The organism is Pedococcus sp. P1_H8, from assembly GCF_056405175.1.
The window spans coordinates 1-22,238 of record NZ_JBFUCP010000009.1; the positions used below are offsets into that span (position 1 = coordinate 1).

Consider the following 22,238-nt stretch of genomic DNA (forward strand, 5'->3'; position numbering starts at 1 on the left):
CAACGCCGCATCGAGCATCTTCATCCGAGCCGCCGATCTCGCCATGACACCAGCCATAGCGCACCTGGTGCCCCACGAGGCGGTCAGCAGCCGTGTCTCACATGTCCCAAGACATCAGGTGTCCCAGATGTCCCCGGACTCGACACACGCCCTGACAGGGTCGATCCATCAAAGACTCGTGTCACCTCAACAGGCTGGTCACTTCAACAGATAGAACCGCCAGAACCCGAAGTCTTCGACCGGCAGGACCTCGAAGGAGCTGAACCCGGCCTGCTCGGCGTAGCGGCGAAGGGTCGAGGGTCGCATCACCGTGCCGGTGCCTGCGCTGTCGCGGCCGGACATGCCGTCCGGGAGGCAGACCAGCAGGCTGAAGCCGTACATGATGCGTTCGAGCTCGTCGCCGTCCGGAGCGAACTCCTCTGCCACCGCCTCGTCCATGACGACCATGAAGCCGCCCGGAGCCAACGACGCACGTGCCGCGGCCAGCACCTCCACAGGCCGCGGCATGTCGTGGACGCACTCGAAGGCGAACGCCGCGGCGAACCGCTCCGCCGGCATCCCTGCGGCGTCACCTGCTGTGAAGGTCACTCGGTCGGACACGCCCTGCGCGGTGGCGTTGGCCGTGGCCATCGCCACCGACGGGGCGTCGATGTCGAAGCCGTGGATCGTGGCGCCCGGATAGGCCTTGGCCAGCGCGATGCTGGACCAGCCGGCCCCGCAGCCGACATCGGCGATGGCGGCCCCGGGCGCCGAGAGGGGATCGTGCACGGAAGGGACGCCCGCGAGCGCGTCCGCGAGGCGCAGCTCGTACCAGGGCCGGTTGGCGTCAGCCTGGGACTCGCGGGCATCGGCCCCGAGCTGGTCCCAGCTGACCCCGCCACCGAGACGGTAGGCGTCCAGCAACCCGCCGAGCTGCGGCCCCACGGCTCCGAACATGCGGGCCAGGGGAGCAAGGTAGCTCAGGCTCGCCTCGTCGGTCAGCACCTCCTGGGTGGCAGGCGGGATCGAGTAGACGCGTGCGTCGGCGGGTTCGGGCCCCGTCTCGGAGCGGCCCGGCTCCTGAACGGTCAGCAGGCCGGTGACTGCCTGCTGCTCGAGCCACTCGCGCGCGTACCGCGGGTGGGTGCCGGTGCGTTCGGCGAGGGCCGGTGCCGTGGCCGGTCCGTCAGCGGCGAGGCTGCGGTACCACCCGAGCCGGTCCCCGAGGTAGATGGACACGATGTCGACGGTGCCGAGCAGGGCACCGAAGATCCGCTCGGCGAGCTCGTCAGTGGTCGGTGGCGTCGTCGGGGGTGTGGTGGTGGTCTCGCTCATCTCGACATGGTCCCGCCGCCCGTGCGCCCCTGCCCTCAGCCACCTGACGTACTGACCTGGGACGGGTCCTAGGCTGACGACATGAGCCCCGTCTATGACTGCAGCACCGAAGAGGGCCGTGTCGAGGGCGTCGCCAGGGCCGTCGAGGCGGTCCGTGCGGGCGAGATCGTCGTCCTGCCCACGGACACCGTCTACGGAGTCGGCGCCGACGCGTTCTCGGCCGAGGCCGTGGCGTCCCTGCTCGCCGCCAAGGGACGGGGGCGCGAGATGCCTCCGCCCGTGTTGGTGCCCAGCGTTCGCACGGTCGACGGGCTGGCGACCGACGTACCGGCCTGGGCGCGGGACCTGATCCGTGAGTTCTGGCCCGGCCCGCTCACGCTGGTCTTCAAGGCCCAGTCCTCGCTCATGTGGGACCTGGGCGAGACCAACGGGACCGTCGCGCTGCGGATGCCTCAGGACGACATCGCGCTCGCCGTGCTGAGCGAGGTGGGACCGATGGCGGTGACCAGCGCCAACCTCACGGGCCAGCCGGCCGCCACCACGGTCACGGCGGCCGCCTCCCAGCTGGGTGCGGCCGTCACCGTCTACCTCGACGGCGGGCCGACCACGAGCACCGAGGTGTCGACCATCCTGGACTGCACCGGCGAGGACTTCGTCCTGCTCAGGGCGGGAGCCGTCAGCCTCGAGCAGATCAAGGCCGTGCTCGAGACCGAGGACGAGGACGAGGCGCCGGGCACCCCTGAGGACGAGGCGCCGGGCACCCCTGAGGACGAGGCGCCGGGCACCCCGGAGGAGGCGGACGGCGAGGCAATAGAGTTGCCTGCGGATCCCACCGTCGACAGCCCCCTCCCAGGAGACACCCATGAGCGCTGACACCTTCTACGGTTCCGACTTCGGTGCCCTCGAGTCGTTCGACCCCGAGATCGCGGGGGTGCTCGTCTCCGAGCTCGACCGCATCCGCGGAGGTCTCCAGCTGATCGCGTCGGAGAACATGTCGAGCCCCCAGGTGCTCACGGCGCTGGGCTCCACGCTGTCCAACAAGTACGCCGAGGGCTACCCGGGTCGCCGCTACTACGGCGGCTGCTCCGAGGTGGACAAGGCCGAGACCCTCGCCATCGAGCGATGCAAGTCCCTGTTCGACGCCGACCACGCGAACGTCCAGGCGCACTCCGGCGCCAGCGCCAACCAGGCGGTCTACGGCGCCTTCATGCAGCCCGGCGACACCATCCTCGCGATGGCCCTGCCGATGGGCGGCCACCTCACCCATGGCACCAAGGTCTCGTTCTCGGGCAAGTGGTTCAACGCCGTCCACTACGGCGTCGACAAGCAGTCCGAGGACATCGACTACGCCGAGGTCGAGCGTCTCGCCAAGGAGCACCGGCCCAAGGTGATCCTCGCCGGCGGCTCGGCGATCCCGCGCCTCATCGACTTCGAGTTCTTCCGCAGGCTGGCCGACGAGATCGGCGCGATCTTCTGGGTCGATGCCGCCCACTTCATCGGACTGGTGGCCGGCAAGGCGATCCCCAGCCCCGTCCCGCACGCCGACGTCGTCACCTTCACGACCCACAAGGTGCTGCGCGGACCGCGCTCTGGTGCCCTGGTCTGCAAGGAGGAGCACGCAGCCAAGCTCGACAAGGCCGTCTTCCCGATGATGCAGGGCGGTCCGCAGATGCACACCATCGCTGCCAAGGCGGTCAACTTCAAGGAGTGCGCGACCCCCGAGTACCAGGCCTACGCCAAGCAGGTCATCGAGAACGCCTCCGTGCTCGCGACCTCGTTGGGGGAGCGGGGGATCCGCCCCACGACCGGCGGCACGGACACCCACCTGAGCCTGCACGACCTCCAGGGCGTCGGTGTCACGGGCGCTGACGCCGAGGCGCGGGCCGACGCCGCGGGCATCGTCCTCAACAAGAACGCCATCCCGTTCGACCCGCAGAAGCCCAACATCGCCAGCGGCATCCGCGTCGGCACCCCCTGCGTGACCACCCAGGGCATGGGCACCGGCGAGATGCGCGAGATCGCCGAGCTCATCGCCAAGGCGGTCACCCAGGGCGACGCCGATCCCGACCACACGGTCTCCAAGGAGGTCCGCGCGGGCGTCACGGACCTCGTGACCCGCTTTCCGGCCTACGCTCGAGCCTGAGTCCCGACCCACCTGGGTCCCGACCCACCCGAGATCTGGAGACACGCCCTAGGTGCGCGAGTACCTCCTCGTCCTGATGGTCGCCGCGGTGATCACGTATGCCGCGACGCCGCTGATGCGCGCCATCGCGGTGCGGACTGGCGCCTTCACGCCGGTGCGTGACCGCGACGTGCACTCGACGCCGATCCCGCGGCTCGGGGGCGTGGCGATCTACCTGGGGTTCGCCGCGTCGATGGTCGCGGCGAGCCACCTGCCGTTCCTCGGCCAGGTCTTCCGCCTGGGGCCGGAGCTGCGGGGGGTGCTGGTGGGAGCCGGTCTCGTCTGTGTCATCGGCGCGATCGACGACATCCGCGAGATGGACTGGCTGACCAAGATGGGCGGCCAGATGATCGCCGCGGGGATCATGGCGTTCAGCGGCGTGCTGCTCTACCAGCTGCCGATCGGCGGGGTCACGGTTCTCCCGCAGCCGATCATGGTGGGGCTGACGGTCTTCGCCGTCGTGCTGTTCACCAACGCGGTCAACTTCATCGACGGGCTCGACGGGCTCGCGGCGGGTGTGGTCGTCATCGCGGGGGCAGCGTTCTTCATCTACAGCTACGGCATCTCCCGCAGCTACGACCCCCCCAACGTGTTCTCGTCCGCGACCCTCATCTCGGCAGCGCTGATCGGCTGTTGCGTGGGCTTCCTGCCGCACAACTACCACCCGGCCCGGCTGTTCATGGGTGACTCCGGTGCGCTCCTGCTCGGACTGCTGCTGGCCGCGGCCACGATCTCCACCACGGGCAACGTGACCCCCGCCCAGGTGAGCACCAACCCGGTCGCCGCGACGCTGCTGCCACTGGTCGTCCCCGCCGCGATCATCCTGTTGCCGTTGGTCGACATCCTGCTGGCTGTCGTCCGTCGCACGCGCCGCGGCGAGCGGCCGTGGCACCCGGACAAGCAGCACCTGCACCACCGGATGCTCCAGCTCGGCCACGGTCACCGCCGCGCGGTGATCCTCCTCTGGCTGTGGGCCGCGGTTGCCGCGATGGGCTCGGTCAGCTTCATCTTCATCGACGACGCGTGGGTCGCCGGCGGGGGAGTGCTCGCCGCCGTCGTCGTCACCGGTGTGCTGACCATCTGGCTGCCCCGCTGGTCCGTCCCGGGCCACCGCCCCACGATGAACTGACCCCGCCGGCTAGCCGCCCGGCATACCCAGTCGTTGCTCGAGGCCGGCCCGGACGGACGGCCACTCCGGCGCCAGCACGCTGAACACGACCGTGTCGCGGAAGCTGCCATCAGCGCGCTTGGTGTGCCGTCGCAGGATGCCCTCACGCGTGGCGCCGAGCTTGGCGATGGCCGCCTGGGAGCGCAGGTTGACCGCGTCGGTCTGGATCTTGACCCGCCCGAACCCGCAGTCGAACGCGTGCCCGAGCAGCAGCAGCTTGCACTCGGGGTTGACCTGGGTGCCCCACCACCGCGAGGCGTACATCGTCCAGCCGAGGTGCACCCGCTCGTTCTGGAGGTCGACGTCGCCGAGCGAGGAGGTGCCCACGACGGTGCCGGCCTCGCCGAGCCCGCCCTCGCCGGTGAGCCGGACCGTGTATGCCGTGCGGCCGGCAGTGCGCGCCGCGATGTTCTGGGCGGTGTCGGTGCGGGTGGCGGCGAGGTCGGCCGGCGGCGGTCGCATGATGAAGCCCTGGGTGTAGACGGCCGGGTCGGTATAGACCGCGTGCAGTCCTTCGGCGTCGTCGGGCGCCATCACGTCGAGGCGGACGAAACGGCCCACGAGGGCGTCACCGCTCGGGGGAGTTGCTGACATGTCGGCAGGCTACCGGTGCCCGGATCCCCTCGCAGCCAAGGAAATCGGTGCCGGATGCGGTGCGGCGGCATTCTGGCGCGGACCCCCGGTAGCGGGGTCCAAACGCTTGTGATACCTTTCACAAGCACCCCAAGGAGGGTGCAGACCACCCCTTTCGCCAGGCACCGCAGCCCCGACGAATCAGGCAGGCCAGACCGATGAGCGCAGCTCCGCACACCGACCGCGACCCGTTCGCGGTGATGCTGCGTGGGGCCTTCCTCCCGACCCTGGCCGTGGGACCGGTCGCCGTCGTGGTGGCAGCCGTCGTGGGCGGTGGCAAGGCAGCCCTCGGGGCCGGCCTCGGCTTCACGATCGCCATCATCTTCTTCGCTCTGGGCCTGCTCGTGATGCGCCGGCTGGGTGGCGCCTCCGATCCGCTGCGCTTCCTCGCCAGCGCCCTGGCCGTCTTCATGGGCCAGATGATCTTCCTGCTGCTCGTCATCATCGCCCTGCAGGACGCGACCTGGCTGGACGGCACCGCCTTCGGTGTGGCCGTCCTGGCGGTCGCACTGGTGTGGCAGGTGTTCCAGGTGATCGCCTTCGTCCGTTCCCGCAGGCTTGCTTTCGACGCACCGCAGGAAACCGGGCAGGATGGGGGCTCGGCCACATGACCATTGGAGCTCACCGTGACCACACCGTCCTCGCGGCCGTCGCCGGAGTCCCGGCAGACGCCGCTGCAGCAGGCCGACTCGGGTCATCAGCGACTCGACGAAGCACGGATGTGGAACGTCGTGTCCTACCTCATCACCGGACCGGCGATGTTCGGCGCGGCAGGGTGGGGACTGGACCACTGGCTGGGCACGACCTGGCTGGTCGCCGTGGGGATCGTGGGTGGGATGGCCCTGTCGCTGTACCTCGTGTGGTTCCGGTACGGTACGCAATGACTTCCGCAGGTCAGCTCCCCCCTGTGTATGCCGGGCCCGGGCGCGTGAACGCTGCCTTCGTTGGCCCGTGGACTGTTTCGAACGCAAAGCTCAAGGAGAACCTGTGAGTCTGAACGTGCTGGGCACCATCAGCCTGGCTGCCGAGGGCGGTGAGGGCGAGGGCTTCCACGCCCCCACGCCGGCCGAGTTCTACCAGCCCCTGATCGGGCACGGCGACTTCGCGATCACCCGCCCGATGGTGGTCCTGGCCATCTCCGTGGGACTGCTCGCCTGGTTCCTCGTGGCCACGACCAAGCGTGCGGCCGTCGTGCCGGGCAAGGGTCAGTGGGTCACCGAGAACGCCTACAACTTCGTGCGCAACGGCGTGGCCCGCGACATCATCGGCAGCCACGACTTCCTGAAGTTCGTCCCGTTGCTGTTCAGCATGTTCATGCTGATCCTGGTCAACAACCTCTTCGGCATCATCCCGCCGATCCAGTACCCCACGATGAGCCGCATCGGCTTCCCGATCGCGCTCACCCTCCTGGTCTTCGTGATCTACCACGCCGTCGGCATCAAGAAGAGCGGCGCCTGGGGACACGTCAAGCACATGATCCCGCCGGGGCTGCCCAAGGGCATCTACGTGCTGATCATCCCGCTCGAGCTGCTGACCTACTTCGTGACCCGCCCGTTGACGCTCGCGCTGCGACTCTTCGGCAACATGTTCGCCGGGCACATGCTCCTGCTGCTGTTCATCACCGGCGGCGAGTACATGCTGATCCACGGCGGGCTGGGGCTGAAGGTCGCCGGTGTCGGCTCCTTCGGCATGGCCTTCGTGCTGACCGCCTTCGAGGGACTGATCGAGTTCCTGCAGGCCTACATCTTCACGCTGCTCGCAGCGACCTACATCGCCGGCTCGCTCGCCGACGAGCACTGAGATCGTCCGAGCCGTCGACCGGCTCGGTGCAGGACCGCCAGACCCACAACTGAATACGCCACACGAACTCCCGCTCGGCGAGGTGCCGACGGATCTGATAACCGAAAGAGGACCTCTGACATGACTGGCAACATCGCCATCCTCGGCTACGGCCTGTCTGCGATCGGCCCCGGTGTGGGCATCGGCTTGATCTTCGCCGCCTACATCAACGGTGTCGCCCGCCAGCCCGAGGCGCGCGGCGTCCTCCAGGGCATCGCCATCCTCGGCTTCGCCCTTGCCGAGGCGCTGGCCATCTTCGGTCTGGTTCTCGCGTTCGTCTTCAAGTAAGCCGAACCACCCAGCCCAACGCCCCCTGGCACCACAGCACTAGGAGAACCCGTGCAGCACTTCACCGGCATCACGCAGGTGGTTGTCGCGGCCGCCGCCGAGGACACGACCGGCGAACGCCTGCCGATCCTGCCCCTCTGGGGTGAGCTGATCTTCGGCGTCATCGCCTTCGCGATCCTCTACTGGGTCGTGGCCACCAAGGTCGTGCCCAACCTCGAGAAGGCGTACGCCGAGCGCACCGCCGCGATCGAGGGCGGGATGCAGCAGGCCGAAGAGGCCCAGCAGCAGGCCCAGGCGGCTCTGGAGCAGTACCAGGCCCAGCTGACCGAGGCCCGCACCGAGGCTGCGCGGATCCGCGAGGAGGCTCGCGAGCAGGGTGCGGCCATCGTGGTCGAGATGCGCGGTCACGCTCAGACCGAGGCGGCGCGCATCACCGAGGCGGCCCACAAGCAGATCGAGGCGGAGCGCCAGCAGGCGGTCGTCTCGCTGCGGGCCGAGGTGGGTCGTCTGTCGACCGACCTGGCCAGCCGCATCGTGGGTGAGTCCCTGCACGAGGAGACCCGTCAGAAGGGCATCGTCGACCGGTTCCTGGCCGAGCTCGAGGCCGGAGAGATCCAGCCCGAGAAGGTCGGGGAGGACGCCTGATGCGTGGATCGTCGCGTGCGGCCGCCATCGCTGGGAGCAAGGCGCTCGACGCCGCGCTCGCCGGCGGGGCAGACCGTCGCGTGCTCGGTGACCAGCTGCTCGCGGTCGTCGGAGTCATCGACGGCTCGGCCACCCTGCGCCGCGCCCTCGCCGACCCGTCCCGCGAGGGGGTCGAGAAGCAGACGCTCGCCGAGCGCCTGCTCGACGGCAAGGTCTCGGCCGAGGCGATCGTCGTGGTCAAGAACCTCGTCGGGCAGCGCTGGGCCACCGAGCGCGACCTGTCCGACACCCTCGAGGAGCTCGCTGTCACGTCGATCCTCGCCGGTGCCGAGAAGGCCGGCCGGATCGACAGGGTCGAGGACGAGCTGTTCCGCTTCGAGCGCATCGTGGCCGGCAACCCCGAGCTGCGGGACCGCCTGACCAACCGCCAGGGCGACGTCGACGCCAAGGCCGGCGTGGTCAGCGAGCTGCTCGACGGCAAGACCGCAGACGAGACGGTGCACCTGGCCCGCCAGGCCGTGCTGTCCCCGCGTGGTCGCAAGTTGGACCGCACGCTCGAGCTCTACCTCGGACTCGCGGCCAAGCGGCGTGAGCAGATCACCGCCGTCGTGACGGCGGCGACCGACCTCACCGAGCAGCAGCGCGAGCGGTTGTCCGCGGCGCTGCAGGGCATCTACGGCAAGCCGGTCCTGCTCCAGGTCGTCATCGAGGAGCAGGTCCTCGGCGGCATCCGGGTCCAGGTCGGCGACGAGGTCGTCGACGGCACCGTGCTGCGGCGCCTGGACGAAGCACGTCGGCACATCGCCGGCTGACCCACCGCCCGAGCGCCACGACAAACGTGGCACACCGCACCAACTGGGCCTGACCACAACTGAAGATGCTGGACCACACCACAGACTTTGGCCCGGCCCACCGGGTCAGCAATCGAGGAGAAGAGATCACATGACGGAGCTTTCGATCCGTCCGGAGGAGATCCGGGACGCGCTGGACAACTTCGTTCAGTCCTATGAGCCCGGCACGGCCTCCCGCGAAGAGGTCGGCCGTGTCAGCGACGCCGGTGACGGCATCGCGCACGTCGAGGGTCTGCCGTCGTGCATGACCAACGAGCTGCTCGAGTTCGAGGACGGCACGCTGGGCCTCGCGCTCAACCTCGACGTCCACGAGATCGGTGTGGTCATCCTCGGTGACTTCTCCAAGATCGAGGAGGGCCAGGAGGTCAAGCGCACCGGCGAGGTCCTCTCGGTCCCCGTCGGTGACGCCTTCCTCGGCCGCGTGGTCAACCCGCTCGGCCAGCCGATCGACGGCCTCGGCGAGATCAAGACGACCGAGCGCCGCGCCCTCGAGCTGCAGGCGCCCACCGTGGTCCAGCGCAAGTCGGTGCACCAGCCGCTGCAGACCGGCCTCAAGGCCGTCGACGCCATGACCCCCATCGGTCGCGGCCAGCGCCAGCTCATCATCGGTGACCGCCAGACCGGCAAGACCACGGTCGCGGTCGACACGATCATCAACCAGAAGCAGAACTGGGACTCCGGCGACCCGGAGCAGCAGGTTCGCTGCATCTACGTCGCCATGGGCCAGAAGGGCTCCACCATCGCTGCCGTCCGCGGCACCCTGGAGGAGGCCGGCGCGCTGGAGTACACCACGATCGTCGCGGCCCCCGCGTCCGACTCGGCGGGCTTCAAGTACCTCGCGCCCTACACCGGTTCGGCCATCGGCCAGCACTGGATGTACGACGGCAAGCACGTGCTCATCGTGTTCGACGACCTGTCCAAGCAGGCCGAGGCCTACCGCGCCGTGTCGCTGCTGCTGCGCCGCCCGCCGGGCCGCGAGGCCTACCCCGGTGACGTGTTCTACCTGCACTCCCGTCTGCTCGAGCGCTGCGCCAAGCTGTCCGACGACCTCGGAGCGGGCTCGATGACCGGTCTGCCGATCATCGAGACCAAGGCCGGCGACGTCTCGGCCTACATCCCGACCAACGTCATCTCCATCACCGACGGCCAGATCTACCTCCAGGCCGACCTGTTCAACGCCAACGTGCGTCCCGCGATCGACGTGGGTGTCTCCGTCTCCCGAGTCGGTGGCGCCGCGCAGATCAAGGCGATGAAGGACGTCTCCGGTCGTCTGAAGCTCGACCTCGCGCAGTTCCGTGCGATGGAGGCCTTCGCCATGTTCGCCTCGGACCTCGACCCGGCCTCGCGTGCCCAGCTCGCAAAGGGCGCCCGACTCGTCGAGCTCCTCAAGCAGCGCCAGGCCGCGCCGTTCCCGGTCGAGGAGCAGGTCGTCTCCATCTGGGCCGGCACCGCCGGCCAGCTCGACTCGATCGCCGTCGAGGACGTGTCCCGCTTCGAGAGCGAGTTCCTCGACTACCTGCGTCGTGAGAAGTCCGGGCTGCTGAGCGCGATCCGCGAGTCCAAGAAGTTCGAGGACGAGACCCGCTCGGGACTCGAGGAGGCCGTGGGCAAGTTCAAGGAGCAGTTCCAGGCGTCCGGCGCCGAGAACACCCCCGTGGGCCACGAGGCCGACCCGGGTGCCCTCGAGCACGACGTCGAGCAGGAGAAGATCGTCAAGCAGAAGCGCTGACCGGTATGCCGGGTGCGCACCCCGTGCGCACCCGGCACCGCAGCGACCATGCCGCCCACGCGGCATACCCGACAGCGCAGAACCAAGCGTGCAGAACACGACGACACCAAGAAACGAGAGAGGCGGCTACATATGGGAGCGCAGATGCGGGTCTACCGCCAGCGCATCCGGTCCGTCCAGGCGACCAAGAAGATCACGCGAGCCATGGAGCTGATCGCAGCCTCCCGCGTGGTGAAGGCGCAGCAGCGGGTGCGGGAGTCCTCGCCCTATGCACGCGCCCTGACCCGTGCGGTCTCGGCCGTCGCGACCTTCTCCAACGTCGACCACCCGCTGACCACCGAGCACGAGGACGTCCGCCGTGCGGCGGTCCTCGTGGTGACGTCCGACCGCGGTCTGGCCGGCGCCTACAGCTCCTCGGTGCTCAAGGAGAGCGAGCGACTGATCGGCGACCTGCGCGGCGCCGGCAAGGAGGTCGTCCCCTACCTCGTGGGCCGCAAGGCGGTGGGGTTCTACAAGTTCCGCAAGCGTGAGTTCGCGGACGAGTGGACCGGCTTCACCGATCAGCCGACCTTCGAGGTGGCCCGTGAGATCGGCGACGCGCTCGTCGCCGCCTTCAACCAGGACTTCGCCGAGGGTGGGGTGGACGAGGTCCACATCGTCTTCACGCGGTTCGTCAACATGGTGACCCAGGAGCCCGACGTCATCCGCATGCTGCCGCTCGAGGTGGTCGAGGGCGAAGAGGCCCCCGCCGAGGACGACGTGCTGCCGCTCTACGAGTTCGAGCCGAGTGCCGAGCAGGTGCTGGACGCGCTGCTGCCGAAGTACGTCGGTGCGCGCATCTACAACTGCCTCCTGCAGGCTGCCGCGTCCGAGCTGGCCTCGCGCCAGCGGGCCATGAAGTCGGCCACGGACAATGCCGAAGAGCTCATCAAGAAGTACACCCGGCTGGCCAACCAGGCTCGCCAGGCCGAGATCACCCAAGAGATCAGCGAGATCGTGGGCGGCTCCGACGCCCTCGCCGACGCCAGTTGAGAAGGTAGAGAGAAACCAATGACTGCCACTGTCACTGAAGAGACCAAGGCCGCCACCCCCGGTGGCATCGGCCGCATCTCCCGCATCATCGGCCCGGTCGTCGACGTCGAGTTCCCCGCCGACGCGATGCCCGAGCAGTACAACCTGCTGACCACCACGGTCGAGCTCTCGGGTGTGAAGAACAACCTCAACCTCGAGGTCGCCCAGCACATCGGCGACAACATGGTCCGCGCCATCTCCCTGCAGCCGACCGACGGCCTCGTCCGCGGCACCCAGGTGCAGGACACCGGCGGCCCCATCATGGTCCCCGTGGGCGACGCGACCCTCGGCAAGGTGTTCAACACCACCGGTGACGTCATGAACCTCGCCGAGGGTGAGACCTTCGAGGTCAAGGAACGCTGGGGCATCCACCGCAAGGCCCCGGCCTTCGACCAGCTCGAGTCCAAGACCGAGATGTTCGAGACCGGCATCAAGATCATCGACCTGCTGACGCCCTACGTGCAGGGTGGCAAGATCGGCCTGTTCGGCGGCGCCGGCGTGGGCAAGACGGTGCTCATCCAGGAGATGATCGCCCGCGTGGCCCGCGACCACGGTGGTGTGTCGGTGTTCGCCGGTGTCGGCGAGCGCACCCGTGAGGGCAACGACCTGATGGTCGAGATGGAGGAGGCCGGCGTCCTCGGGCAGACCGCCCTCGTCTTCGGCCAGATGGACGAGCCGCCGGGCACCCGCCTTCGCGTCGCGCTGTCGGCGCTGACGATGGCGGAGTACTTCCGCGACGTGCAGAACCAGGACGTGCTGCTCTTCATCGACAACATCTTCCGCTTCACGCAGGCCGGTTCCGAGGTCTCCACGCTGCTCGGCCGGATGCCGTCCGCCGTGGGCTACCAGCCGACCCTGGCCGACGAGATGGGCACGCTCCAGGAGCGGATCACCTCCACGCGCGGTCACTCGATCACCTCGATGCAGGCGATCTACGTCCCGGCCGACGACTACACCGACCCGGCCCCGGCCACGACATTCGCCCACCTCGACGCGACGACCGAGCTCTCCCGCGAGATCGCCTCGCTCGGCATCTACCCGGCCGTGGACCCGCTCAGCTCGACGTCGCGGATCCTCGACCGCCGCTACATCGCGGAGGACCACTACTCCACCGCGGTGCGGGTCAAGCAGATCCTCCAGCGCAACAAGGAGCTGCAGGACATCATCGCGATCCTCGGTATCGACGAGCTGTCCGAAGAGGACAAGATCCTCGTCAACCGCGCCCGTCGCATCCAGCGCTTCCTCGGTCAGAACACCTACGTCGCCAAGCAGTTCACCGGCATCGAGGGCTCGACCGTGCCGCTGGCCGACACGATCGAGGCGTTCACCAAGATCGCCGACGGCGAGTACGACCACGTGCCGGAGCAGGCGTTCTTCATGTGTGGTGGCCTCGACGACGTCGAGCGCCAGGCTGCCGAGATCGAGAAGAGCCTCTAGGTCGGCGGACGCCGTCCCTGAGGACAACGAGAACCACCTGGAATGCCACTGGGGCCGGCCGCACTGGGCCGGCCCCACGGCATACCACTGGTCGGCGGGGCACCCACCGCAGGCCGATAGACTTGCACCGCACCATCAGTGCCGTAACCACCGGAGGACACCGTGAGCACCCTGCAGGTTGAACTCGTCGCAGCGGACCGCAAGGTCTGGGAGGGCGACGCCGACATGGTCGTGGCCCGCACGGTCGATGGCGAGCTGGGCATCCTTCCCGGCCACACCCCGCTGCTCGGCGTCCTGGTCGAGGGTGAGGTCCGGATCAAGTCCGGCGAGGGCTCGCAGACCGCCACCATCGACGGCGGGTTCCTGTCCGTCGACCGCGACAAGGTGATCATCATCGCCGAGGCCGTCGACGCCTCGGCCTTCACGGCCTAGCCGCCGGCACACTCGAAAGGGGAGAGCATGTCGCCCGTCATCTCCGCGGAGATCGTCGCCGGCGCGCTCATCCTGTTCGCGGTCCTCGCGCTCACCTACATCTTCGTCCGGCGGCGGCTGCTCGCCTCCGGCGCGCCGCTCATGCTCTGCGCGATCCAGCCGCACGGTCGTTCGCAGTACCGCCTGGGGCTGCTGCGCTTCTCGGGCACCACGCTCGAGTGGTTCACCCTCATCGGCCCGTCGCCGCGGTCGGCCAGGACCTGGGACCGGACCCGACTCGAGCTCGGGCCGCCCACGCTGCCGGAGACCGCGATCGCCGGGCTCCCCGAGGCCGTGACGGTGGACTGCCACTACGGCACCGACACCTTCTCGCTGGCCCTGGCCCCCTCCGCCTACACGGCGATGCGCAGCTGGCTGGAGAGCTCACCGCCCGGGTTCAACGTCAACGTCGCGTGACGGACGGCGTCTGTATCGCCTGACCGACGGCGTCAACCTCGCCCGGACGCCTGGCGCGTCGGCTTTCCCGGCCCCTCGGCGCGACCGCCGCCCGGCTGCCACAGCACGTCGCCGCCGATCGGGAGGTTGGCGACGCGGGCGAGCACGAACAGCAGGTCCGACAGCCGGTTGAGGTACTTGGCGGTGAGGACGTTCACGCCGCCCTCGCCCTTGGTGCCGGAGCCGGGCTGGTCGCCGTAGGCCGCGATGGCTGCCCACGCCTGTCGCTCCGCGCGGCGGACCACGGTGGTGGCGACGTGCAGGTGGGCCGATCCCACGGTGCCCCCGGGGAGGATGAACGAGCGGAGCTTCTCGACTCGCTCGAGATAGTGGTCGCAGTCGGTCTCGAGCTCGTCGATCCAGGCGGCCTCGACGCGCAACGGTGGGTACTCGTAGGTCTCCTGGAGCGGGGTGCACAGGTCGGCGCCGACGTCGAACAGGTCGTTCTGGACGCGCAGCAGGGTGGCCCTGATGTCGTCGGGCAGCTCGCCTGCAGCCAGGGCGACCCCGATGGCGGCGTTGGCCTCGTTGACGTCGGCGTATGCGAGCAGCCGGACGTCGGTCTTGCTCGTGCGGCTCATGTCACCGAGGTGGGTCTGCCCGTCGTCGCCTGTGCGGGTGTAGATGCGCGTGAGGTTGACCATGACTGCAGCCTCCCAGACGGCGGCCGCGAGGACGTCACCACCCGGCATACCGCCGCGTGTTCACTCGCATAGGGTGGTCGGGTGGCAGAACGTTTCCGGGTCGTCGGTGGCACCAGGCTGCGCGGCGAGGTGGCCGTGTGGGGTGCCAAGAACAGCGCCCTCAAGCTCATGGCGGCAGCCCTGCTCGCGGTGGGACGCACCCGGCTGACCAACGTCCCGGCCATCCTCGACGTGACGATCATGGCCGAGCTGCTGCGCCGGCTCGGCTGCACCGTCGACTATGACGCAGTCGCCGGCGTCGTGGAGATCGACGTGCCGGAGCAGATCGGGCACCGCGCCGACTACGACCTGGTCCGCGCCCTGCGAGCGTCGACGGCCGTCCTGGGTCCGCTGGTCGCGCGTACCGGCTCGGCCGACGTGGCGATCCCCGGTGGTGACGCCATCGGGTCGCGCGGGCTGGACCTGCACGCAGCCGGACTCGAGGCGCTCGGCGCCAGGGTCCACGTCACCCACGGCTTCCTCGTCGCGGAGGCGCCAGGAGGGCTCGACGGGGCCGAGATCCGCCTCGAGTTCCCGAGCGTCGGCGCCACCGAGAACGTCCTGACCGCCGCGGTCCTGGCGCGGGGGACGACCCGACTGGAGAACGCCGCCCGCGAACCCGAGATCGTCGACATCGCGGAGCTGCTCATCTCGATGGGCGCCCGGATCAGCGGGGCCGGTTCGTCGGTGATCGACATCGACGGCGTCCCGTCCCTGCGACCCACCGAGCACGCCGTCGTCCCGGACCGGATCGCGGCAGGCACCTGGGCGTTTGCCGCGGCTGCCACCCGCGGCGACGTCGAGGTGGTGGGGGCGCGGCCGGAGCACCTCCTCAGTGCCCTGGAGCTGGTCAGGGCCAGCGGCGCCACCGTGACGACGACCGACCGCGGGTTCCGGGTGGACTCCGGGGGCCGTCGACCTCGGGCTTTCGACGTGGCCACGCTGCCCTATCCCGGCTTTCCCACCGACCTCCAGCCGTTCGCCCTGGCCTGCAACGCGGTGGCCGACGGGTCGGCGATGATCACGGAGAACCTCTTCGAGGCGCGGTTCCGCACGGTCCAGGAGCTGAACCGGCTCGGTGCCGAGACCCGCATCGACGGTCACCACGTGATGGTCCACGGCGTGGAGACCCTGTCCGGCGCTCCGGTCGAGGCGAGCGACATCAGGGCCGGTGCCGCCCTGGTGATCGCCGGGCTGGTGGCCGACGGGATCACGACTGTGAGCGGCGCGCAGCACATCGACCGCGGCTACGCCGGGTTCGCCGAGAGCCTGCAGGGGCTGGGCGCGGACGTCACGCGCGAGCCCGACGACGACCCCTTCGTCTGAGCCGGCTCCCTTCCTCTGAGGGTTGTGTGGGGGCCGCAGGGGCTGAACCCGGGGTCTGCACGCGAGCACCTTTACCAGATCTTGATCTGGGGGGAGGCAACCGGGCCCCCCAACGAGGCGTCGGTGTGGGTGAATGTGTCTCACGGACAAGGGGGTTCGCATGTCGATCGGTGCCATCGGGGCTCTGCCCGTCCAGGTCCGTGCCATGCGCACGGGGCAGGAAGTCGCCATCACCGGTCGCATCGACGTTCACACGGTCCCCGATGTGCGGCTCCTCCTGCACGAGATCATCGACACTGGCTGCGGTGACGTCCACGTGCGGCTCGCAGGCGCCGAGATCGGCGACGCGACCGGGCTCGGGGTCCTGGTCGAGGCCTACAACCGGGCCCGCCGCGCGGGACGCCGGCTGGCCGTCGTGGACATGACCGAGCGCACCGGGCGGCTGTTGCGTGCATCACGCCTGGACCGCGCGCTGGTGCTCCGTGACGCCGTGCCGGCCGCCACTGTGGTGGCCGTCACCGCCTGAACGCCTCCCTCGCCCTGCACTGCCGCCGGTACCTTCGGCCCTATGGCTGAGCACAGTGACGTCCCGACCGAGCCGTCACGTCCGGAGCGGGACCGCCCCTGGGTGATGCGCACGTATGCCGGTCACTCCAGTGCCGCTGCCAGCAACGAGCTCTACCGCCGCAACCTCGCCAAGGGCCAGACCGGACTGTCGGTCGCCTTCGACCTGCCGACCCAGACCGGCTACGACCCCGACCACCCGTTGGCCCGTGGCGAGGTGGGCAAGGTGGGGGTGCCGATCTCGCACATCGGTGACATGCGGGCGCTGTTCGACCAGATCCCCCTCGACCAGATGAACACGTCCATGACGATCAACGCCACCGCCATGTGGCTGCTCGCGATGTACCAGGTCGTCGCGGAGGAGCAGGCCGAGGCGACCGGCGCCGATCCTGCCGCGGCGGTCCGCGCCCTGGCCGGCACGACGCAGAACGACATCATCAAGGAGTACCTGTCGCGCGGCACCTATGTCTTCGCCCCGGGCCCCTCGCTGCGCCTCATCACGGACATGGTCGCCTACACCGTCTCCGACATCCCGAAGTGGAACCCGACCAACATCTGCAGCTACCACCTGCAGGAGGCCGGCGCGACTCCGGTGCAGGAGATCGCCTACGCGATGTCCACCGCCATCGCCGTGCTCGACGCGGTGCAGGACTCGGGCCAGGTGCCGCCGGAACGGTTCGGCGAGGTCGTCGCGCGGATCTCGTTCTTCGTCAACGCCGGGGTCCGGTTCATCGAGGAGATGTGCAAGATGCGCGCCTTCGTCCAGCTGTGGGACGAGCTGACGCGCGAGCGCTACGGCGTGACCGATGCCAAGCAACGGCGCTTCCGCTACGGCGTCCAGGTCAACTCGCTCGGCCTCACCGAGGCCCAGCCCGAGAACAACGTCCAGCGGATAGTGCTGGAGATGCTCGCGGTGACCCTCTCGAAGGACGCGCGCGCCCGGGCCGTGCAGCTCCCTGCCTGGAACGAGGCGCTGGGGCTGCCGCGACCGTGGGACCAGCAGTGGTCGCTGCGGATGCAGCAGGTTCTGGCCTTCGAGTCCGACCTGCTCGAGTACGACGACCTGTTCACCGGATCCCTCGTCGTGGAGGGCAAGGTGGCCGAGCTCGTGGCGGGCGCCAAGGCGGAGATCGCCCGGGTCCAGGAGCTGGGCGGGGCCGTCCCGGCGGTCGAGAGCGGCTACATGAAGTCAGCCCTGGTGGCCTCGCACTCGCTGCGTCGCCAGCGGATCGAAGCCGGCGACGACGTGGTCGTCGGCGTCAACCGGTTCCAGACGACCGAGCCCAACCCGCTCACGGCCGACCTCGACGCGGCCATCCAGACGGTCGACCACGACGTGGAGGCCAAGGCGGCCGCGGCGGTCCGGGAGTGGCGCGAGCGGCGTGACGCCGAGCCCCGGGATCGCGAGCGCGCCGCCGCTGCCCTCGCTGACCTCGCCGCCGACGCCCGCAGTGGCGCGAACCTCATGCCGGCCTCGCTAGAGGCCGCGCGCGCCGGAGTGACCACGGGGGAGTGGGCCCAGGCGCTGCGCGAGGAGTTCGGCGAGTTCCGCGCCCCGACGGGGGTCTCGGGCTCGGTCGGTGTCGCCAGCGGCGGCAGCGACGAGCTGAAGGCGGTTCGGGCGGACGTCAGCCGCACCGGTGACGAGCTGGGGGAGCGGCTGCGGGTGCTCGTCGCGAAGCCGGGGCTCGATGGGCACAGCAACGGCGCCGAGCAGGTCGCCGTCAGGGCGCGCGATGCCGGGTTCGAGGTCGTCTACCAGGGGATCCGGCTGACGCCGGAGCAGATCGTGGCGGCCGCGGTCGCCGAAGACGTGCACCTCGTCGGGATCTCGATCCTGTCGGGGTCGCACATGGAACTGGTGCCCGAGATCCTCGACGGGCTGCGGGCTGCGGGGGCAGGCGACGTGCCCGTGATCGTCGGGGGCATCATCCCCGACACCGACGCGCGCGCGTTGCGCGCCCTCGGCGTGGCCGCGGTCTTCACCCCGAAGGACTTCGGACTCAACGACATCATGGGCCAGTTCGTGAAGATCATCCGGTCTTCGCGAGGGCTGGAGACGGCCGCCGCGACCGGCTGAGGGCCGACACGCCAAGAATTTTGTGCGCGTTGTGGCGGAATCGCGTCCGGCTCGCGCTGAGATGCCCTAATTTCAGCGACGGCGTGGTGAACCAGTGGGGGCGCGTGTCCTTCACACGTCTCGGGCGATCCCCGGGGCGAATGGTCGTGGCCGCGCGCACAAGGAGACCACGTGTCGATGGAATCTCAGGGAAGGCGTCGCGGCTACACAGCTGTCGTCGGCGTCAGCGCCCTGTCGATAGTGGCTGCGGCAGCCCTCAGCGCTGCGCCTGCCACGGCGAGCACCCAGCCCAGCCCGGTCAAGCACCGCGGGACCGCCGTCAGGCTCCCCGCCGGAAGCACGGGTGCGGGCTCCCTCGGGCTGGGGACCCTTCGGTCACAGGCGGAGAAGCTCGACCGCAGTCTCGTGGGTGCCAAGGGTGCGGTCGACGTCATGATCGAGCTCGACCCGGCACCCGCGTCGACGGCCTTCGGCCAGGCTCGTTCGCGGGGTGGCTCGGCAGCCACGCTCGCTGCCCGCATCCAGACGGCCTCGATCAAGCGGGCCCAGGCCTCGGTCGAGGCACGCTTCGGAGAGTCCGAGACCAAGGCACGCACCCTCTACCGCGCGCACGCCCTCTACTCCGGTGTCGCCGTGCGCACCGACGCCAGCAGGCTGAAGGCGCTCGCCGCCATCCCCGGCGTGAAGGCGGTCCACCGCATCACCCCCAAGTCCCCGTCCAACTCCTCGTCGGTGCCGCTCATCGGAGCCCCGGAGGTGTGGAAGGGACGCAGCGAGACTGGTGAAGGCGTCCGAGTCGGCGTCATCGACACCGGCATCGACTACACGCACGCGGACTTCGGGGGACCGGGCACCGGCGCGGCATACGCGACTGCCAAGGCCTCGAACACGTTCACGCCCACCACCAAGGTGGTCGGCGGCTACGACTTCGCCGGCGACGCCTACAACCCCGGTGACGGCGTTGCCGTCCCCGTGCCCGACCCCAACCCGCTGGACTGCGAGGGCCATGGCTCCCACGTCAGCGGCACGGCAGCCGGTCTCGGCGTGACGAAGGCGGGAGCGACCTACACCGGTGGCTACGCCACGGACATCGACCCCGCGGACCTGGCCATCGGCCCGGGCGTCGCACCCGGTGCGTCGCTGTACGCGCTCAAGGTCTTCGGCTGCGAGGGCGACACCAGCGTCGTGGGCCAGGCCCTCGACTGGGCGGCCGACCCCAACGGCGACGGTGACCTGTCCGACCGCCTCGATGTGGTCAACATGTCGCTCGGCTCCAGCTACGGCTCCCCGGATGACCCCGACGCAGTCGCGTCCAACAACCTCGCCGCCCTCGGCACCGTCGTCGTCGCCTCCATCGGCAACAGCGGTGACGTCTACGAGGTGGGCGGCTCGCCCGGCAACGCCACTCGCGTGCTCGCCGTGGCAGCATCCGACGACCGTGACTCCGTGGTCGACGGGCTCAAGGTCGAGAGCCCCAGTGGCATAGAGCCGGCCGGCACCGTCGACGGCACCCAGGACAACGTGTTCGCGGCCCTCAAGTCGGTGGCCTACGACTGGGCGACCAAGCCCGGCCTGACCGACACCGAGGTCGTTACGCTCGGCGACTGGAGCCAGCCGGCCTCTGCCTCGAACAACACCGATGGCTGCTCGGCGTTCTCCACCGCAGACGCGGCCAAGGTCCTGAACAAGATCGTCATGACCAAGTGGTTCGACGGCACAGGACGTCGCTGTGGCTCGGCCGGTCGTTCGGCCGCGGCCAGGGCAGCTGGTGCGGCCGGTGTCATCTTCGGCAGTGACGTGAACGCCTTCTCGGCCGGCGTGACGGGCGATGCAGTCATCCCCGCGATGCTCACGGTCAACCAGGCGACTGTTGCGATCAAGGCCCAGCTCGACGGGGGAACCCCGGTCAAGGTGACGATGACCAACGCGCTGCGCAACAGCGTGACCATCGTCAACCCGGGTGCCGTCGACCAGGTCGCAGGCTTCTCCTCGCGGGGCGTCGGCATCGCCGGCAACGTCAAGCCCGACGTCGCGGCCCCCGGTGTGACCACGTTCTCCGTCGCCGTCGGCACGGGCAACGAGGGGATCGCCGAGAGCGGCACCTCCATGGCCTCCCCGCACGTGGCCGGTGAAGCCGCCCTCGTGCGCGGCGCCCACTCCACGTGGACCTCCGAGGAGGTCAAGGCCGCCATCATGAACACCGCGACCCAGGACGTCCACGTGGGCCCGAACCACACCGGCGCGGTCTACGGACCTGAGCGCGTCGGTTCCGGCAGGGTCAAGGCCGATGCCGCCGTCGACACCACGACCTTGGCCTACGTCAAGGACACCCCGGGTGCCGTCAGCGTCTCCTTCGGCCCGGTCGCCGTCACTGCAGCCACCACGACGCTGACCAAGACCGTGCACGTGGTCAACAAGCGCCCCACCGGGTCGGCGTCCTACACGATCGGCTACCAGGCGGCTCACCCGTCTGCGGGCGTGATGTACTCGTTCAGCCCCAGCCAGGTCAGCCTCCCGGCTGGCGGTTCAGCGGACGTCAAGGTCACGGCCACCATCACGCGCTCGGCCCTCAGAGCGGTCCCGGACCCCACCACGGCGACGGACCCGCTGGGCCTGGGGATCGACCGCAGCTACCGCGCTGACGCCAGCGGACGCATGGTGCTGACGCCTGCCGGTCTCACGCCGGGCTCGGCCCTGCGCGTGCCCGTCTGGTCCGCACCCCGCCCGGCCTCGGCCATGGCGAGTGCGGCCCAGAGCACGGTCACGGGTGTAGGTGCGGTCAAGACCGGCACGCTGGCCCTGGCCGGCTCGAGCATCCAGACGTACAGCGACTCCGACCCCCTCGGCTACGAGTCGACCGTGTCCACGTTCCAGCTGCAGGGCAGCAGCCCGAAGATCCCGAGCTGCTCGTCAGCTCTGGTCCTCGACTGCATCGCCTTCGCCGATGACCGCTCCGCCGACCTGCGTTACGTCGGGACGGGTTCGGACGCCTTCCTGTACGAGCCCGCCGACATCGCCGGCTCGAAGGTCAGCTTCGGGGTCAGCAGCTACGGTCCCTGGCGCACGCCGGCCTCCTACACCGAGTTCGACGTGTACCTCGACACGGACCCGGCAACCCCGGGCCCCGAGGCCGTGGCCTACAACACCCGGGTGTCCACCACGGACGACTACGACTACTTCGTCGTGGACATCGTCGACCTTCGCACTGGGCCCAAGCGGTTCCACTCGATCTTCGAGTCGTCCGACTTCTACGGCCCGGAGTCTGTCAACAACGTTGACGGTTCGTTCGACACCAACGTCTTCAACAGCGACTCGCTGGCCCTTCCGGTGTCCGTGGGTGCGTTGAGCGAGGCAGGTCTGGTCGCGGGCGCCACGCCCAAGATCAAGTACTGGGTCGAGTCCTACACCGCCGAGGCCGGTCAGGTCGACGCGGTCGGTTCCCAGGCCGCTCCGATGACCCTCAGCGTGGCCTCGCCCGCGCTGGCGGCCTACAGCGACGAC

At 69.5% G+C, this 22,238-nt stretch carries 20 protein-coding genes and 1 pseudogene; 18 read left to right on the forward strand and 3 right to left on the reverse strand.

The features are described from left to right. Positions 1-198 precede the first annotated feature (198 nt). The gene (locus AC1DYG_RS14050; protein ID WP_477640498.1) at positions 199-1,314 is read right to left on the reverse strand and encodes a class I SAM-dependent methyltransferase; all 1,116 of its coding nucleotides are present in this window, start codon (positions 1,312-1,314) and stop codon (positions 199-201) included. Between the two features lie 81 nt (positions 1,315-1,395). Here AC1DYG_RS14050 and AC1DYG_RS14055 point away from each other — a divergent pair, with 81 nt between their 5' ends. The 3 genes from AC1DYG_RS14055 to AC1DYG_RS14065 are packed head-to-tail and all read left to right on the forward strand — an operon-like array spanning position 1,396 to position 4,625. Continuing rightward, positions 1,396-2,187 (forward strand): L-threonylcarbamoyladenylate synthase, encoded by a 792-nt coding sequence (locus tag AC1DYG_RS14055; RefSeq protein WP_477640499.1) that lies wholly within the window; start codon positions 1,396-1,398, stop codon positions 2,185-2,187. Continuing rightward, a complete protein-coding gene (locus tag AC1DYG_RS14060; protein WP_477640500.1) occupies positions 2,177-3,457 on the forward strand; it encodes a serine hydroxymethyltransferase in 1,281 nt (426 codons plus the stop codon). Before AC1DYG_RS14055 ends, AC1DYG_RS14060 begins: the two co-directional genes overlap by 11 nt. 52 nt (positions 3,458-3,509) lie before the next feature. After that, positions 3,510-4,625, forward strand: coding sequence for an MraY family glycosyltransferase (locus tag AC1DYG_RS14065; RefSeq protein WP_477640501.1), 1,116 nt, complete (start codon positions 3,510-3,512; stop codon positions 4,623-4,625). A 9-nt stretch (positions 4,626-4,634) separates the two neighbouring features. Here AC1DYG_RS14065 and AC1DYG_RS14070 read toward each other — a convergent pair whose 3' ends face one another. Beyond that, complete coding sequence (locus AC1DYG_RS14070; RefSeq protein ID WP_477640502.1) at positions 4,635-5,258, reverse strand: GNAT family N-acetyltransferase; 624 nt, start codon at positions 5,256-5,258, stop codon at positions 4,635-4,637. A 197-nt stretch (positions 5,259-5,455) separates the two neighbouring features. Here AC1DYG_RS14070 and AC1DYG_RS14075 point away from each other — a divergent pair, with 197 nt between their 5' ends. The 11 genes from AC1DYG_RS14075 (at position 5,456) to AC1DYG_RS14125 (ending at position 14,045) form a co-directional block, all read left to right on the forward strand. Next, positions 5,456-5,908, forward strand: coding sequence for a hypothetical protein (locus AC1DYG_RS14075; RefSeq protein ID WP_477640503.1), 453 nt, complete (start codon positions 5,456-5,458; stop codon positions 5,906-5,908). A gap of 15 nt (positions 5,909-5,923) precedes the next feature. Beyond that, positions 5,924-6,181 (forward strand): AtpZ/AtpI family protein, encoded by a 258-nt coding sequence (locus AC1DYG_RS14080; protein ID WP_477640504.1) that lies wholly within the window; start codon positions 5,924-5,926, stop codon positions 6,179-6,181. A gap of 103 nt (positions 6,182-6,284) precedes the next feature. Next, a complete protein-coding gene (gene atpB / locus AC1DYG_RS14085; protein WP_477640505.1) occupies positions 6,285-7,097 on the forward strand; it encodes a F0F1 ATP synthase subunit A in 813 nt (270 codons plus the stop codon). A gap of 120 nt (positions 7,098-7,217) precedes the next feature. Then, the gene (gene atpE / locus AC1DYG_RS14090; RefSeq protein WP_056883533.1) at positions 7,218-7,424 is read left to right on the forward strand and encodes an ATP synthase F0 subunit C; all 207 of its coding nucleotides are present in this window, start codon (positions 7,218-7,220) and stop codon (positions 7,422-7,424) included. Positions 7,425-7,493: 69 nt separating this feature from the next. Beyond that, a complete protein-coding gene (locus AC1DYG_RS14095) occupies positions 7,494-8,069 on the forward strand; it encodes a F0F1 ATP synthase subunit B (RefSeq protein WP_477640675.1) in 576 nt (191 codons plus the stop codon). Then, the gene (locus AC1DYG_RS14100; RefSeq protein WP_477640506.1) at positions 8,069-8,881 is read left to right on the forward strand and encodes a F0F1 ATP synthase subunit delta; all 813 of its coding nucleotides are present in this window, start codon (positions 8,069-8,071) and stop codon (positions 8,879-8,881) included. Before AC1DYG_RS14095 ends, AC1DYG_RS14100 begins: the two co-directional genes overlap by 1 nt. 130 nt (positions 8,882-9,011) lie before the next feature. Next, a complete protein-coding gene (gene atpA, locus AC1DYG_RS14105; RefSeq protein ID WP_477640507.1) occupies positions 9,012-10,649 on the forward strand; it encodes a F0F1 ATP synthase subunit alpha in 1,638 nt (545 codons plus the stop codon). Between the two features lie 132 nt (positions 10,650-10,781). After that, complete coding sequence (locus tag AC1DYG_RS14110) at positions 10,782-11,681, forward strand: F0F1 ATP synthase subunit gamma (RefSeq protein ID WP_477615578.1); 900 nt, start codon at positions 10,782-10,784, stop codon at positions 11,679-11,681. 18 nt (positions 11,682-11,699) lie between these two features. Then, positions 11,700-13,157: a F0F1 ATP synthase subunit beta gene (atpD, locus tag AC1DYG_RS14115; RefSeq protein ID WP_477640508.1), complete on the forward strand. Its 1,458-nt coding sequence runs from the start codon at positions 11,700-11,702 to the stop codon at positions 13,155-13,157. Positions 13,158-13,319: 162 nt separating this feature from the next. After that, positions 13,320-13,589, forward strand: coding sequence for a F0F1 ATP synthase subunit epsilon (locus AC1DYG_RS14120; RefSeq protein ID WP_477640509.1), 270 nt, complete (start codon positions 13,320-13,322; stop codon positions 13,587-13,589). Positions 13,590-13,616: 27 nt separating this feature from the next. Beyond that, positions 13,617-14,045, forward strand: coding sequence for a DUF2550 family protein (locus tag AC1DYG_RS14125; RefSeq protein WP_477640510.1), 429 nt, complete (start codon positions 13,617-13,619; stop codon positions 14,043-14,045). 32 nt (positions 14,046-14,077) lie between these two features. Here AC1DYG_RS14125 and AC1DYG_RS14130 read toward each other — a convergent pair whose 3' ends face one another. After that, the gene (locus AC1DYG_RS14130) at positions 14,078-14,728 is read right to left on the reverse strand and encodes a cob(I)yrinic acid a,c-diamide adenosyltransferase (protein ID WP_477640511.1); all 651 of its coding nucleotides are present in this window, start codon (positions 14,726-14,728) and stop codon (positions 14,078-14,080) included. Between the two features lie 81 nt (positions 14,729-14,809). On the opposite strand from AC1DYG_RS14130, the gene murA reads away from it, so the two are divergent. The 4 genes and pseudogenes from murA to AC1DYG_RS14150 form a co-directional block, all read left to right on the forward strand. Then, a complete protein-coding gene (murA, locus tag AC1DYG_RS14135; RefSeq protein ID WP_477640512.1) occupies positions 14,810-16,093 on the forward strand; it encodes a UDP-N-acetylglucosamine 1-carboxyvinyltransferase in 1,284 nt (427 codons plus the stop codon). A 160-nt stretch (positions 16,094-16,253) separates the two neighbouring features. Continuing rightward, on the forward strand, positions 16,254-16,619 hold the full coding sequence (locus AC1DYG_RS14140; RefSeq protein ID WP_477640513.1) for an STAS domain-containing protein: 366 nt from the start codon (positions 16,254-16,256) through the stop codon (positions 16,617-16,619). A 105-nt stretch (positions 16,620-16,724) separates the two neighbouring features. Beyond that, positions 16,725-18,737, forward strand: a complete 2,013-nt coding sequence (locus AC1DYG_RS14145; protein ID WP_477640676.1) for a protein meaA — start codon at positions 16,725-16,727, stop codon at positions 18,735-18,737. Positions 18,738-19,169: 432 nt separating this feature from the next. Then, positions 19,170-20,942: pseudogene (locus tag AC1DYG_RS14150) on the forward strand (S8 family peptidase); the annotation flags it as partial. Between the last annotated feature and the right edge of the window lie 1,296 nt (positions 20,943-22,238).

Excerpts from the sequence above, each read along its gene's own strand:
- AC1DYG_RS14050 (WP_477640498.1), bottom strand. The coding sequence starts at position 1,314 with ATGAGCGAGACCACCACCACACCCCCGACGACGCCACCGACCACTGAC.
- AC1DYG_RS14060 (WP_477640500.1), top strand. The coding sequence starts at position 2,177 with ATGAGCGCTGACACCTTCTACGGTTCCGACTTCGGTGCCCTCGAGTCG.
- AC1DYG_RS14145 (WP_477640676.1), top strand. The coding sequence starts at position 16,725 with ATGCGCACGTATGCCGGTCACTCCAGTGCCGCTGCCAGCAACGAGCTC.
- AC1DYG_RS14100 (WP_477640506.1), top strand. The coding sequence starts at position 8,069 with ATGCGTGGATCGTCGCGTGCGGCCGCCATCGCTGGGAGCAAGGCGCTC.
- atpD (WP_477640508.1), top strand. The coding sequence starts at position 11,700 with ATGACTGCCACTGTCACTGAAGAGACCAAGGCCGCCACCCCCGGTGGC.
- AC1DYG_RS14055 (WP_477640499.1), top strand. The coding sequence starts at position 1,396 with ATGAGCCCCGTCTATGACTGCAGCACCGAAGAGGGCCGTGTCGAGGGC.
- AC1DYG_RS14110 (WP_477615578.1), top strand. The coding sequence starts at position 10,782 with ATGGGAGCGCAGATGCGGGTCTACCGCCAGCGCATCCGGTCCGTCCAG.
- AC1DYG_RS14125 (WP_477640510.1), top strand. The coding sequence starts at position 13,617 with ATGTCGCCCGTCATCTCCGCGGAGATCGTCGCCGGCGCGCTCATCCTG.
- atpE (WP_056883533.1), top strand. The coding sequence starts at position 7,218 with ATGACTGGCAACATCGCCATCCTCGGCTACGGCCTGTCTGCGATCGGC.
- AC1DYG_RS14075 (WP_477640503.1), top strand. The coding sequence starts at position 5,456 with ATGAGCGCAGCTCCGCACACCGACCGCGACCCGTTCGCGGTGATGCTG.
- AC1DYG_RS14070 (WP_477640502.1), bottom strand. The coding sequence starts at position 5,258 with ATGTCAGCAACTCCCCCGAGCGGTGACGCCCTCGTGGGCCGTTTCGTC.
- AC1DYG_RS14130 (WP_477640511.1), bottom strand. The coding sequence starts at position 14,728 with ATGGTCAACCTCACGCGCATCTACACCCGCACAGGCGACGACGGGCAG.
- AC1DYG_RS14140 (WP_477640513.1), top strand. The coding sequence starts at position 16,254 with ATGTCGATCGGTGCCATCGGGGCTCTGCCCGTCCAGGTCCGTGCCATG.
- atpA (WP_477640507.1), top strand. The coding sequence starts at position 9,012 with ATGACGGAGCTTTCGATCCGTCCGGAGGAGATCCGGGACGCGCTGGAC.